The organism is Hungatella sp. (assembly GCF_046966825.1).
Window position 1 is genome coordinate 30,090 of record NZ_JBKVCZ010000045.1, and the last position, 16,108, is coordinate 46,197.

5 protein-coding genes and 2 pseudogenes are annotated in these 16,108 nt (G+C 45.8%); 6 read left to right on the forward strand and 1 reads right to left on the reverse strand.

The features are described 5' to 3' along the window. Positions 1-715: 715 nt before the first annotated feature. Entirely contained in the window at positions 716-2,095 is a 1,380-nt protein-coding gene (locus ACLTD4_RS15355; protein ID WP_412331367.1) for a transposase, read from the reverse strand. Positions 2,096-2,258: 163 nt separating this feature from the next. On the opposite strand from ACLTD4_RS15355, the gene ACLTD4_RS15360 reads away from it, so the two are divergent. The 6 genes and pseudogenes from ACLTD4_RS15360 to ACLTD4_RS15385 all read left to right on the forward strand — a co-directional run. Next, a complete protein-coding gene (locus ACLTD4_RS15360; RefSeq protein WP_117634091.1) occupies positions 2,259-3,149 on the forward strand; it encodes a tyrosine-type recombinase/integrase in 891 nt (296 codons plus the stop codon). Between the two features lie 264 nt (positions 3,150-3,413). After that, positions 3,414-4,196 (forward strand): annotated as a pseudogene (locus ACLTD4_RS15365) (transglutaminase domain-containing protein). Between the two features lie 95 nt (positions 4,197-4,291). Next, positions 4,292-5,188, forward strand: coding sequence for a 3D domain-containing protein (locus tag ACLTD4_RS15370; protein ID WP_319638388.1), 897 nt, complete (start codon positions 4,292-4,294; stop codon positions 5,186-5,188). Positions 5,189-5,314: 126 nt separating this feature from the next. Then, positions 5,315-6,967, forward strand: a complete 1,653-nt coding sequence (locus ACLTD4_RS15375; RefSeq protein ID WP_117634093.1) for a cell surface protein — start codon at positions 5,315-5,317, stop codon at positions 6,965-6,967. Positions 6,968-7,002: 35 nt separating this feature from the next. Then, a pseudogene (locus tag ACLTD4_RS15380) lies at positions 7,003-13,301 on the forward strand (InlB B-repeat-containing protein). An 11-nt stretch (positions 13,302-13,312) separates the two neighbouring features. Beyond that, positions 13,313-16,108: InlB B-repeat-containing protein (locus ACLTD4_RS15385; RefSeq protein WP_412331403.1), on the forward strand; the 2,796-nt coding region annotated here is incomplete at its 3' end.

Consider the following 16,108-nt stretch of genomic DNA (forward strand, 5'->3'; position numbering starts at 1 on the left):
TACTATGATATACAGTGAAATATTTAGGAACGGAAACGCTTGAAGTTTCGGCTATTGTAGTTACTTTATTTTAATACCTTCATCTTGTTGTTAAATCCTTCTGTGGCCCATGGGGTAGCCTGTATTCAAAGGTATTCAGGATTTTATCTTGTCAGGAGTGGTAGCTCCTGGCACAGTTCTGAAATCGCTTAATCTCATAGCTCTGTGCATTCGCGATTCAGCTTTCAAACTCCTCCTTCTGACAGTAGGCCTTCATGGCAGATAACATAATACCATTCTTCCATACAGTGCACCAACTATATGGGGTTCTTTTGTGAATGCTCATCGAGTGAATGAATTCTCCAGGATTAAAGTGCTTTCGACTTTATCCTGGGAAATGTAAAAATGTTGATTTTTTTCTCAGATGACTTTTTCTCAGATAATGTTCTTACAAAGAAATTTTAGGCAGTAAATTATTGTGTATCTTTATATACATGGCATTTATCTTATTTTATTACTTACCAACTATGGTGACAGCACTGTCCAAAATCATGTTGACATGTGGACGATAAGCGTTTCATCATAAAAACCTTGTCTATGATTATAATTCAAGAGTTGGGATAATCATCTACAATTAGGGCATTATAAATACTTACAATTAATAACTAAGACTTCCCATACTTAAAATGGGCTTTGCACCTTGAAAATTCAATATTTCAGCTAACAAAATAGTGATTTATGCTCCTATAGACTCTGGATGGAGTGCGTTACGCAGATATTTCGGTAGTCTTGCTTCAAAATCAGCAGTAAAAGCTCTCAATTGCTCATCGCTGAGCTTTAAGATTTCCTGAAGACTTGCCATTAAGGCATCCATCAGGATGCCTAGTGATCTGCTGAAAGTAATGTCTGCCATTTCATCAACAAGGAAAAAGAACAATTCGCCAAGCGTTCTCTGATCTACATTTTGGCGCTGTTCCATTGCAAGTAACATATATCTGGTAAACACGATAGCCACGTGAGCTGTCAGTGCATCATAGGATAAGCTGCGGCATTCTCCAATCAGGTTCAGCATAGATTTGCAGGTCTTGAAGAAAACCTCAATCTGCCAGCGCTTTCCATAAATACGGATAATCTCTTCTTCGGAAAGGGTCGTATCCGTACAGATAAAAGCAAGCCAGTCCTTGCGATTTGCTTTATTCCTTACGCAAACGATTTTCGCCGGAATGGGATTCTCTTTTCCTACCATGACGTCAACAGAAAGCAGATACTTTGATCTGCCACGGCGTTTTTTGTTCCTGGAATAGACCTCTTTGATGTTCAACTGTTCACCACAGTACGAATACTTGATGCGGCTGCTTTTCTTAATCATAGCGATCACATCCATATCTTTTGAATGGATGGCTGTGATCTGTGCCGGGTTGGAAAACCAGGAATCAAAAAGGACATAATCCGCCTTTAGTCCTGCACAGAGGGCAGTATCCAACAAAGTCATCATTGCTTCTGGTGCTTTTGTCTGCGCAAGCTTACGCCTTTTTCCTGCAATAGTCCTATTATCAAAGTTCTTTACCGGACCGATAATATTTGTTTCTTTTGCAGATGCTAAGAGGCAGCTGTTTACCGGAATCAATGTGTTTCCATCACTCCAGCTTAAAGTAAGCAGCCGAAACCCTTTTTTGAAATGCATATCGGTGTGGTCAAATACTTTTGATCCCAGTTCTGTTTTCTTACAACTGGTTCGGCTAAAAAGGCTATCATCAATGATGAACACATTTTTCCTGTTATCATCCGTTAGATCTTTGAGATCCTTATTAACGATATCCGCAGCAAGAAGAGAAGTAAAACGGAGCCAGTTTGTTTTTACCGAATTAAGGAACCGGTAAAAAGTGTTCTTTGAAAAACCTTCCTTAAAGGAACCTATCCGTTGCTGCATATACATACTTCTTCCGACAAAGACGTTGCAGAGTTTGTAACGAAGGAGAGAAACAGGTGAAACGCCTTTTTCTTTCATCCCATTACATCTGGCAAGAAGCTTGCTGACATGATGCCTGGAAAAAAATCTTTGAACGCAATCAATTAACTCGTTCTCATCGCAATGGTTTTGTGGTATACTGGACATGGCATAAATCTCCTTTGTAAAGATGGTTTCTAGTCAATTCCATTATACCAAACGGAACAGGTTTATGCCTTTTTATTGGCTGAAATATTGAATTTTCAAGGTTCAACACACCGTATTGGTGTGGGAAGTTTTAGTTAATAAATGATAGAAGGAGTAGAATAAGATGAAAAGAAACGGAAAGATAAGAAAAAGAATTGTTACTCAGGAATCTGTGAGTAAATATTGTGAATGGCTTTATGGATGCGAAAAAAGCAGTGGAACCATTAAACAATACAGGTACTATTTAATGCTGTTTATGCAATACATGAGTGGGAAGAGTGTGGAGAAAAGGGATGTAATTATGTGGAAGGGGATATTGAGAGAAAGAATGGCTCCGGTAACGGTCAATAGTGCATTGGCAGCGGTGAATGGATTTTTTTCATATAACGCATGGCAGGATTGCCGGACTAAATTTTTAAAGGTAAGCCGCAGAGTATTTTGTCCGGAAAACAGGGAAATAGATAAGGATGAATATGAACGTTTAGTAAAAACTGCATACAAAAAGGGAGATGAAAGAATGGCTATGCTTCTTCAGACCATATGCGCTACGGGAATACGGGTTTCTGAAGTTCCCTATATTACGATAGAAGCGGTAAAGGCTGGAAAGGCAGAAGTTGAATGCAAAGGGAGAATAAGGACTGTTTTCTTGACTTCCCGTTTGTGCTATATGTTGTTGGATTACGCAAAGAAAAGTCATATTGATAGCGGGATGATTTTTGTGACAAGAAGCGGAAAGGCGCTTGACAGAAGCAATATATGGAGAACCATGAAAAAACTGTGTGAAGGAGCCGATGTATTATGGGATAAGGTATTTCCGCATAATTTTCGTCATTTGTTTGCCAGGCTCTATTATGAACAGGAAAAAAACCTGGTTAGGCTTGCGGATATATTAGGGCATAGCAATATTAATACAACAAGGATTTATACAATGGAAAGCGGACGCAACCATATGAGACAATTAGAAAAACTTGAAGTATTGTTTGACTTTTACAACAATTTTTCTCTTTTGTTGTAAAAACATTCATACAACCATAATTATTTTACTACATATTTTGAAAGAAGTCTACAGAAATTCTTAATAAATATTGTAACTATGATGTTTTTCGACATAATAAAATGGCCAACTGATTTTTTACGAGGTTGGCCTATTTGTATTGCCTGCATCTATAAATTTTAGATTCTAAAAAACTTTGTCTATTAGGTTTTCGCCTTCCTTCCACTGAATTTTGAAGTGACTTTACAACAAAAGAGAAAATTTGTTGTAAAGGGAGAATTATTTATGAAAAGAATTCATGGGCTATGTTTGTTGATTCTTTTTCTTTGCTTAGCAGTTACATGGAGTCTGCCGGCCTGCGGAATGAATGCTCAGACTCAGATGAAGGATATAGAGCTTGAAAAAAGAGGCAGACATGCTGAGGAAATGACCGGCAGAATTCCCGATTATGAGGTCTGCGGAGATAAAATGTAAGAACTGATTGAAAACAGCGAGGAACTGTCAGAATGGAAGGATTCAGGAGTTGTTTTTGGTACAATGGAGGATGCTTTGTCATTGGGCCGTTATTTTTATCGCTACACATATCTCGGAAAACAGGAGATCCGGCTGGCGGTGGGAGAGAATGGGGACAGGGCTGTTGTTTATGTGCAGTGTGATGATCCTCACCAGGCTGTGATACAGCATAGGCAGACAGAGGACAGGCTTTACGATATTGTAGCGGAAGGAGCCTACATGTCTGAAAGAGAGAAAGCCTTATTTTTTTACGAGTGGGTCTATAGCCAGGTGGAATATGACACGGAACTAAAGAGGAAAACGGTTTACGAGGCTGTAATGGAAGGGCGTTCCGTGTGTTGGGGTCACGTCTCTGCATATCTGATGTTATGCAGAATGGTAGGTATGGACTGTGAACAGGTCTACGGCGGGGGTCACGCTTGGAACCGAGTTTGGATTGATGGGGGATGGAAGCATTGCGATATTACATGGGACAAGAGTACGGGGCTAGGCCGATGGTAACTGGTGCCGGAGGCGAAAATGGAGGAGGGCCCCATGCACAGGACTTTTCTGTAGAAAATGGAGGACTCAGCCATAGGAGAGCTTCGCCAAAGCGTCAGCAGATGAATGAGTTTCGCAGGGTGGAAAAACGGCGGCGGACTCGAAGAAAAATGATACGGTATCTAACAGTGGCAGGTCTGACGGTTGTTGTGGGAATAAGAACTTATTTTTTTGTTTCGGAAGGGGCATCCGGTCAGGATTATATTCAGGTACCGCCGTTGACTGTGGTTTTGGAGAGCACAGAGGCGCTGGGAGGTTCCGAGAAAGTAACAGAGAACGCAGCACCTGTATATGTACCCAAGGACGATGCAGAAGCCGCAGATGCACTGCAGTTGGCAGATAGTTTGCAGACAGGAAACTGGAACGGAGATGCATTGTTTGCAGTAATAGGTGAAAATGAAGTCCAGGAAGCATACATAGGGGAATTGGCTGTGGCGGCCTACTGTGGCTGTCAGTACTGTATCGGAAGATCAGACACCTATGTCACTTGGTCTGGACGACTTCCGATACAAGGAACAACCGTGGCGGCTGACCTTAATGAGTTTGAGATTGGTGACATGCTCAGAATCGGACCGGACATATATCGGGTGGAAGACAAGGTGTCGCCTGGAGCCAGGGAAGCATTATGCCTGTATTTCTCCAATCATGCAGACGCCATTTCGTTTGGCAGACAGATACTGCCGGTTTTTAAAATAAAATCTAGAGAGGAACATTTGGGAGAGCCCTTAGGGATTTTTGAAGTGACTGGTTACTGTGGCTGTGAAAAATGCTGTGGATTGAAAGGTGGATTGACTAAGGCAGAGAAAATCCCGAAGGCCGGGCATACAATTGCGGCAGATCCAGAGGTGCTTCCTATGGGGAGTAAAGTGGAAATTAATGATATTATCTATGTGGTGGAAGATACTGGAAAGCTAGTGAAGGGAACAGTGATAGATATTTATTTCAATACCCACGAGGAAGCGGTGAGGTTCGGCAGGCAGAAAATAAACGTTTATTTAGTTCCATAATTGGACTGCAATGGAAGAATAGGGGGCGGTCAATGTAGCAGAAGTTTTGTGAATGGAAAGATTACCTGCTGGTGGGGTGCCTCAGCAGTTTATATATAGATACAATAGTAGAAAGGAAAGAATGAAATGAGAAAAAGCATGACAGCAATCATGGCTTTAACGTTGTCTGTGGGATTTTCAGCTGCTTTGGGAATGGGAAGCGTACAGGCGGCAGAAGGCTGGACCAAGATAAATGAGGAATGGCGATATTATGACCAGAACGACCAGCCAGTGACACAGGTTTGGAAGCAGTCGAAGGGGGATTGGTATTACCTATCATTGGAGGGAGCAATACTAAAACATCGCATTTTCATGGATCAGGATTGTAATTATTATGTAGATGAAGATGGGCGAAGGGTACAGAGCCGCTGGATTTATGTGGATTCCTCCAATTGCCCTAATGGAGAATTTGAAGAGGGGTGGTACTATTTCGGGGCCAGTGGAAAAGGTTATCGGCGTAAGAACAACAGCTTCAAACGAAACATAGGAGACAGTACCTACATATTTGATGACAATGGCAAGATGCTGTCTGGATGGTTTGACGAGGATGGGAACCCCATTGAGGATTCAGAGATCCCCTTTGTGGAAGGCGTTTACTATGCGAGGGAGGATGGAAGGCTCCTGACTGGGGAATGGCTGGATTATGAAGAGGTAGATGAGAAAATAGGAGGGATTGACCTTGATAGTGAGGTTGCGGGGAGAAACTACATGGATTACGATAAGATGTGGATTTTTTTTGACAGCAATTCGAAGAAGGTTAAAAGTAATGGAACCCGCCTGAGGCAGAAGACTATCAATGGCAACCAGTATGGTTTTGATGAAAATGGCATTATGATTCCTTGGTGGAGTAAGGTAGCCAGTATCAGCAATGCAGATAAGAGTAATCCTAGCAGCGATGTTTCAGCCCGATATTATTCCGGCTATGACGGTGGCGTGCTTCTGAAAGATAGTTGGTTTTGGATGTATCCATCGGAGAATCTGGATACGGAAGATTACTATGATCAGGAATGCAGTTGGTGGCATACAGATGAAAGAGGCGAGGTATATCGGAACCGTATTCGTAAAATCAATGGACGTTCCTATGCTTTTGATGGGATTGGCAGGATGCAGACAGGTTTTGTCCTCTTCGATGGAAAGTCTGAGTTTGTAGCCCGCTATGAAGTGGATGACTGGAGCTCAGAGGATTTTATTGAAGGAACTATATATGGTATTGAGAAATCAGATCTGTATCTGTTCTCTCCGGATGAACTTAATGATGGTTCCATGCAGATTGGAAAGGATATAGCGGTTGAATTGGAAGATGGGGTTTTTCATTTTGGATTTGCCTCCAATGGAAAGGCGTTCGGTAACCGAAATCGGCTTCAGAAAAAAGAGGGCATGTATTATATCAATGGTCTTCGTTTGGAAGCGGATGAGGAGTACGGATACGGGGTTGTAAAAGTAGAAGATGGTGCGGATACCTATTATCAGGTGGTGGACACCAAGGGAAAAGTGATTGAAGGAAAAAAGAAGATTGTAAAGGATAAGGAGGGAGGTTACCTGCTTATTATTCGAAACCGTTTGGTAGCTTGGTGCGGGGATGAGGATAAGCCGAGGTGGAGAAAAGGAGAGGAAGGAACCGGATTTTACCATTATGATAGGGGGAACAAGGAAGACCACTTTGCCGGAGGACTCATTGCGGCTGCGGGCATGGAGCCTGACATTGACGGTTTGCCGGAGGAAGAACGGCTGAATTTTTAAAAGGAGATGAAAAATGTACAAAGGAGATGAAACAAATGAATAGGGGTATTCATAGCTTCTATAAACGTCTGACCGCCATGCTGCTGGCTATATGCATGATAACAGGGATTGTTTTGGGGCAGTCCAGTATTCTTTCCTATGCATCCACGGAGCTGTTGGATGAAAACCTGGGAGAGGGGGCCAGCGAAGCAACGGCATATACTTGGAAGAATGGTTCTGTGACTGGCCAGGGAGGAGGAGGAAATTCCTGGCGTTTTGACCTTAGAGGCTTGCAGGCAGGACAGCATAATTATGCTCAAGCCGGTATTAAAACAACTTACAGTAACGGAGGATATGCAACCTGGTTTCAGGTTGGGGCCAATGCCAAACAGCTGATAGGGGGCAGTACAAACGGCGGGGTACAGTCTCTGGACACCTATGGCATAGAGGTCAAGATCGCCGTATCCCCGAGTCCGGATAATAAGTATGTGTTTGTTGATTACTATGTCTATGATAAAAATGGTCAGGGCGGCTCAACTGGCAGGACCATAAAAATGGGAACCGGAACCGATGTCATGATTGGAGGCACCCGGGAAGATGACTATGCAACGGTATATAAAAATGACCGGGGTTTTCACATGGTCAACCAGCATGTCAAAACCACCTTTGACTGTATCACAAATGACAGTAGCCTTGGGGTGACGCCTCCTGATACCAGGTGGATTGGTCATTACAATTCCTGGGGAAGCAATGTATTTAATGAGAGTTCCAATGATGTGGTAAGCAGCACTGATTCGGGAATGGCCTATTCGTGGGAGTTCCAGCTTCATCCATATGAGACGGTTCACAGGAGGGTTGCATTTGCCATCAGAGATACCTCCTACTATGTATCGGACCAGTACGGTCAGGATTCTTCCAACGCAGAAGGAACCTACAGCAGTCCTTTTAAAACCATTGAATATGCGCTTAATAAAATCGGAAATAATAAGGGATATATTTATGTAATGGATTATTCGGATATTTCGTCCGCCATTGATGTGTCGGGAAACAGCCAAAAGGATATTACCATTGCCAGTACGGATTATGACCATGAGGGTCATCCTATGAATGAGGATGGTGATTATATTAAAACCCTGACGCGCGCATCCGGGTATACGGGTCCGCTGTTTAACGTATCAGGCCCCACTTTAAAGTTTACTGACATTGTCCTGGACGGAAACAATGCGGAAAGTCAGGATCCCCTGATATCCGCTTCATCCGGAAAGCTGGAGATTAACAGCGGCGCGGTAATTACTAACTGCAGCGGCAGTGAGTCTAGCCAGGGAAGTGCGGTAAATGTAACGGGAAGCGCGGGACTGTCCATGAATTTTGGAACGGTTTCCGGAAATGTGTCTGCTGGAAAGGGAGCTGTTTATTACAATGGGTCAGGTGCATTTGAAATCAGAAACCGGAATCAGATATCGGACAACACAACTCCGTCCGGGAAGAAGGCAAACGTATATCTGGCTCAGGATAAATATATAACAGCTATGAGCGATTTGGACACGTCCCAGATAGGCGTTACAGCAGAGCAGCTTCCTCTGGCATCACCGGGAGGGATATCATCCCAGCCTAGTCAGGAAGTAAAGATAGCTGTGCCGTCAAGTAGTTATCCGGGGGCTGCAGGCTCCTGCCCCTTTGCGGATAATTTTAAAGCAGACCAAGAGGCGGGAAATTCCGGTGTGTATGTAAGCGCGGGAACGGAAATTCTTGGCAATGGGCGGAATGCAGTATTAAAGCGGAATGGATATACGGTGTCCTTTGTATACCGGGATTCTGCCACAGGCGGAACTGTGAATGGTGCGCCGGCAAGCGCCCCGCTGTCATATGCGGGAGGAGATGCGGTTGAGGTGAACGCGCCCGCCGCCATTACTGGATACGGCCTTACAGGTGTAACCATTGACCAGGGGACAGGTGGCACTCTGAGCGCCCAGGCAGATGCCGGTGTTGCAGATTTTGGCAAGGTAACGGGAACCATGCCGGGCCAGGATGTTGTTATCACGTATGAATATACCAGAAACAGCGGTTCCATTGTATTTGAAGCCAATGGAGGGACGCCGGAGCCTCAGGCTCTGACCGGTTCTGTTGGAGAAAGCGTCAATGCGCTGCTGCCTAATATCAGCCGCTACGGCTATCAGTTTGTGGGATGGAGCACGGTGAATGACAGGACGAATCCAAATCTCATAAGCGGATTGCCATCAGAATTCCCGGAGGATCCGGTTACTTATTATGCAATTTTCTCACCGGACAGTAATGTGAAGTTTGATTATACGGTTGACTATGTCAATGCGGACGGTTCCATCGTGTTCCAGTCGACCACGGCCGAGGATGCCTACAGCGTGGAGGCAGAGGTTCATTCAGGGAAGAAGAACATCCACGGCTATACCTGGAGTTTGGCAAATTCCTCCACGAACCCGGCCGTCTACAATTACGGTGATGGGAACGGGGCCGTTCCGTTTGGAACCTTTAATGGAAGTACCGGTGATTTCTCGGGGAAGATGCCAGGGCAGGATGCGGCCGTGAAATATGGTTATCAGGTAGACCGCAGCAATCCAAATGCGAAATCCGCATTTACAGTTAAATACGTGACTGCTAATGGTACGGTTGTCCATACAGCTGACATACAGGATGTTTTCCCGGAAGATACGATTGCAGCGGCTCCGGTGGATGTTTATGGCTTCCGGTACCTGTCAGGCAGCATCACAGCGGGAAATACTGCAGATGATACGGACGGGCATCTAGTAAGTGCTGTCCAGGGCGGTTTTGACAGCAATGGAAGGTTTACGGGAACCATGCCGAACCAGCCGGTTGAGATAACGTACCTATATGAAGCCACGGAAGAGGGCTATGAGTATAAGATTCATTATTTGGATAATGGCACGCAGGATGAAAGGCTGAGAAACATTACAGGATCGGACATCCAAAATGTAACAGCGGATACGCCTGTGACCGCTGAATTTAAAAATATGTATGGTTATGTGTTCCAGGATGAACGCTCGGTACCTGCATCTGCAGGAACCTTTGACAGCAGCCATAATTTTACTGGAACTATGCCAAATGACCGTTTGGCTGTCACCTATCGTTATGACAGAGACCCGTCAAAATGGGCGGATTTGATTTACCGGGCAGGAGAACATGGAAGCCTGAGCCGGGGAAGCAATACATCACCGGATGTAATCTCTATGACTGGAGGAGTTTATAAAACTTCCGTACTGATAAATGACGGAACCGTAGAAGGCACCTCGGGAAGCTATACATGGAATGACATACTGGAAAAGAGACTGGTTCCTGAAACGGCTGCAGACATCTATTACCGTTTTGAAGGCTGGTTTATCGACCAGAATGGAAACGGAATCAAGGATAATAGTGAGGAGCTGCTTTCAGCCGACAGCCGGTTTACAGGTTCGGCTACTGTGACTGCATACTTTGCGGAAGATCCTGACCAATGGGTTGATATTCATTTTACAGCAGGAGAGCATGGAACCATAGATGCGGGGGAAAACGTAAATCTCCATATCCAATATGACCGTACCTGGGCCGACATCACGGGAAATCTGCCCGCCTATACACCGGAGGTCAATTATCTGGTAGACGGTTGGTATGATGGCGGAATGCCTGTGGAAGATGAGAGCAGACTTGTGAATGGAAATACCTATACCATACGGTTCTATCCGGACCCGGCCATATTCGGCACGGATGTGAAAGCACCGGATGCATCAGCAGGTATTGATACGCAGGGAAAAGGCAGGATTACAGTCTATGGGACAACCCAGGGATATCAGTATATTATTACGGACATGGAAGGCAATATAATAGATGTGGTACTCGGGAATATATCAGGACGGGTATATTTTGAAGACCTGTATCCTGGTACGCGGTATTTAATATATGAAGCAACAGGTACGACACAGGCACAGACCGGGCGGCCCATAAACAGTGTGACTGGAATTATGAGCAGTGCCACTGAGGTTCTGGTCCCGGTAGTGGAGACCAATTACCAGGTTCTTTACGATGAGGAACATGAGGGGAAGACTGTTTTCGTGATTAAGCCGGCGGATGCGGATTCCGACTATGCTATTTTAGATAAGGACGGAAATGCGGTCACAACTCCTGAGACGGGAGATGGGGGCTGGCAGTCAGCTGGCGGCAGCCAACCGGCAAGCCTGACCTTCTCCGGACTGGATTACAATGAGGAATATGTGGTAGTGGCAAGGCCTCATGGGTCATCCGGCATCACTGCGGAAAGCAAATTGGAAGACGGGACTCACATCAGCACAGATCCGGGCGGCGAACTGGATATTCCCAACTATATAGTGGAGGCGATTAATGGCCAGGTCCACTCTGTTGATGGAGTAGAATTAGATATCCCCAGATATGATGAGGTCCATAAAGGCGATGAAGTGGTGCTTCACGCGGAAGAAACCGATGGAAATGGACAGAATTTCCTGTACTGGAAGGTGACAATCGGGGCAGTTCCGGGAATGACAGAAACCATACGCCGTCAGGATGTGACATTTACGATGCCGGATTCCAACGTGGTTATGACAGCTTATTATGAGCGTGCGTCAGCGACACCCAGCAATGCAACGGTGACGGATGAAGTACGGGGAGGTAATAAGCATGAGATGGCTCTGGACCCCAATGAAATTGAAAACCTGGAGGAGGAGCTTACCACAGACGCAGACCGGACCCTTATGGATGTGAACCATGCAGATGTGACCTATAAAGTAGTATATAAAAAGAATGTGGTAAAGGCGACTGAATCCAATGCAATTAAACGTTCGTCTTATTATGACAGTGACCATGAAGAAGCGTACCATGGAGCCTGGGGATTGAATGTAGATATTGAACGGTATGTGAACGGGCGGAGAGTAGGGGTAGCTTCGCCATCAGAAGCAACATTTAATACATATGTGCAACTGGATAAAGAAGATGTAGACATGATGGACTATCAGCTGTTTGCTATTTCCGAGGATGATGATGGGGAGCTGATCATTGATCCGGTTACTATGTCTGATGATCCGGAAGAGACCGGCGGTTTGTTTACATTTACGGCTCAGGCCGGAATGAGATATGTGCTCATCTATTCCAGGGCATACAGGATTTATTTTATCAATAATAAAGAAGAACCAAAGTACCGCTATTATTTTAAAGTGCGCCGGGGTGAGACACCGAATAGTGGAGACTATTCCTTTGAATACAGCCAAGTGGAGACACCAATCGATTCATTTATTGATAATGAGGGGGTTGAATTTAATTATATTGGCTGGAGTTACCGGGAAGACCGGCTAAAGGAATTTGACCCGGACAAGGAAATCAAGAGGAAGACGTATGTATATGCGTTTTACGATGATAACAGCGGTGAAGTGAATGATGCCAGAAAACAGATGGAGGATGCAATCGAAGCTGCAATCGAAAAATCAGACGATTACTTCCTGACGCTGAAGGAGACGGAAAAGATAAGGGAAGCCATAGAAGAAGCTATGGATGTATTCGACAGAACGGGCCCCCGGGCAACTCTTGATGAACTTTTGGAGGCCTTGAACCGTTTGGAGGAAGCCTGCAAACCTTTCGATAAGATTCTGGAAGACCGGTATGACATTACGACAAAATCCAGAGTGGAGGAAACAGCGGAGGTACATCCGGCGGAGACGGCTGGGGAAGCGGAAGCCATGGCGGTTCAGGAAGCGGTTCGGGAGGAAGCAAAGGTGGCTCGAAAGGAGGCGGTGGCAGTTCCAGGTCTGCCGGCACAGGCGGGCCAGTCACAACTCCGGCGCCTTATGTTGCGGAAACCAGTAAGAGTTATGTGGTAGGCACCAATGGAAACTGGGAGCTGGTTGACCCAGAGAGTGATAAATGGGCTTTTGTACTCAACGGAGGAATCCGTCTCACCAGCATATGGGCCAAACTTGATTATGCCAACGGTGATGTGAATCGAAATGGCTGGTATCACTTTAATGCCAGCGGACTCATGGATTATGGCTGGTTCAGGGACGAGCATATGAACTGGTATTACTGTAATGCGAAAAAAGACGGCTGGCTGGGAAAGATGAAGACAGGATGGCATTATGATGAGATAGATAAGCATTGGTATTACCTGGATTTGATTACAGGCCAGATGGTAATGGGATGGAAGGAAATTGAAGGAAAATGGTATTTCTTTACACCTCAGAATACGGCACAGACATACTCATATGACCGCAGCACCGGGAAATGGGTGTTTATGCAGAATCAGGAAAGGCCGCTTGGCTCCATGTACAGCAACGAGAAGACACCGGACGGTTATCAGGTAGGCGCTGATGGAGCTTTACAATAGCAGGAGGTTTTATGAAACGAACAAATAAGATTAAGGCATATCTGGCCCGTGTCTTAGCCGCGGCCATGGTGATCACCATGGCCGCGCCTCCGGCGCCGGCGTATGCATTGAATTACGGGGATCCGGCAGTCATTCGGTTTGATCCCAAGGAGGGCCCGGATTTATCACATTCAAACTATATGAATGTTCCCAGAGATGGAAACCGGATTACGTATGCTACCGGACGGGCTGGTCATCCACTGGCTGAAGCAAGTGATTTCAATGGAATTGCCGTGGAAAATCTGGGTTCTGGTGACAGGCCGGTGCTGCCTACATTTGACGCGGATTTGAGTTGGCCGGGATATACCTTTGACGGCTGGTATAATGCAGATGGTAATAAGATACTGTATCTGCCCTTTGCGTTTCCTTACAATTCAACCACGGCATATGAGGCACGCTGGAATGGTGATGCGTCCAGTCAGTTTGATTTTACAGTCATGCATTACCGGGACCTGAATGAGGACAGAAATGGAAACATGAATGGAGAAGACCCGAATGCATGGCCCGGAGCGGATGACAGCCAGATATATAAGTTTTTTGATGACGGAAGCTGGACAACCCAGGTGACGGCCAATACAGCAGTATCCGCTACCTACAAACGGGATATACCGGGCTATAAGGTATCTTCTGTGATTATTAAGAACAACAAAACGCGCCGTTTTGATGACGCCTCAGGCCATGGGACGCTGGGGGAGGCCGCGACCATTAATGAGTCTACCCGGTCTGTCCGCGGAAATATGCCCAATGATGACTTGACTGTGGCATACAGATATGAGCCTGACAGTTCAAAGAAATTTGCCCTGCGTGTAGAATATGCAGATGGGAGTGGCCGTGCGATCCGTACCCCGGAAAGCTATCTCTATTCCGCGGAGTCGCAGGTTTCTGCCGCACCGGCACAGATTACGGCTTATACCCTTACCGGCGCTCAGATAAAAACAGGCAGCGGGGATATAGATGATTTGTCGGGAAGAGGGATATATTCGGCGCAGACAGCAGGATGCACATTTGATGCCCAAAAGAACTTTACCGGAAAGATGCCCAATCAGCCGGTAACCGTGGTATATACTTACGAGATTGACCCTTCCTATGTAACCCATGTAACCATTAACCGGATAGACAACCATAACAATGTGCTGGCTGAGCCGGAAACAAGGGAGGTGTCTCCGAATGAAACAGTGACGGTAAATGTAGAGCGAAAAGCCGGGTATACGTATCCGCCTAACATTGGATGGAATGGAACATTTACCGATATCAGTATGGACCAGACAGCAGCCACGCTGAGTTTTAAAACAGACTTTACAGGCGGCACTGTTACGATTACCTATAATGAAGATCTGAATGATACAGCACATTGGGCCAGGATAAACTATTACAACAGCGAACATGGAAGCTTGTCAGGAGACAGCAGCCCACGTTCCTTACGGCTTGGTACCCACTCCATTGATACAATCACAGAGGGAATCACGCCATCTCCTGAACAGCACTATATGTTTAACGGCTGGTATAAAGCCAATGCTTCCGGTACAGGTAAAGTAGGAACCGTGTTGACCGGAGATATTGAACTGACCGGTGACCTTAAACTTTACGCGGATTTTGTGGAAGATCCGGGACAATGGTGTGATATAAGATTTGAAAGCGGAAGCCGCGGCTCTATTTCAGGAACCAATTCCATGCATGTGCCGAAAGGGACTCTGTGGTCTCAGATTTCCCTGCCCCAGACCACACCGGACAGTAACTATATGTTTGCTGGCTGGTTTGATGAAAACGGGAATCAGGTTACAGACCCGAATATGACGATTCTGGCGGATCAGACTTACAGGGCACGCTTTACACCTGTGGGAGGAGATGATGGAATCCTGTGCATTCCAGATGGAACTGGAACGATAGGAAATGACGGTATGGGTAAGATTGAGATAAGCGGAGCAAATGAGGCGCGTAAATATGCCCTGACGGACAGTGACGGACGGCTTTTGGCAGTAATGACAGGGGAACAGCTTGGCAGCGGCTGCTTTGAACAACTGCCGCCCTGTGACAGCTACTACGTGTATGAGATGGCGGAAAGCGCAGCTCCTGTTGTTGGAGACATACTGACAGATTCAGTGGATCCATCCTTAATAAGTCAGCCAGCCCGTGTCATGGTACCTGCTATTGGAGGGAATTATTCCACCGCGGATGATACGACAGAGGGACTAAGGAAGATTGTTATCCGCCCGGCAGGAGAAAATACTGTGTATGCGGTTCTTGATATGGATGGAAATGTGGTCAGTCAGGATGGGAACGAAGACGGATGGGTAAGCCCGTCCGGCAGTCCGCGGACAGCGGAACTTGCAGGACTTGAACCCAATGTATCCTATACCATCGTGGCCAAACAGGCAGATAACGGCGATGCGCCTTCAGACCGTATGATAAACGGAAGCCAGATAATGGTAACAGGCACTTCGCAGCAGGACCGTGTTTATACCTTCCGTTTGCTGAACGGAGGTTATGTGGAATCGGTGACAAGAAACGGGGAAGCGCTGGATGTGGAAGAACATGCAGATGAAGTCCTGGTAAAGGCAGGGGACCAGATCAGGATATCTGCGGAGGATATGAATCCTGCTGGACAGGCATTTAAACAATGGGAAGTACAGATTGGTAATCTGCATATGTCATACCTGACCAGAAAAAATCAGACCGTGGAAATGACAGCGGGAGATGTAATCCTACAGGCCATGTATGAACCGTCTCCGGTAGCGACTGCATCCAACGCAACAGTGGATTATTCACCC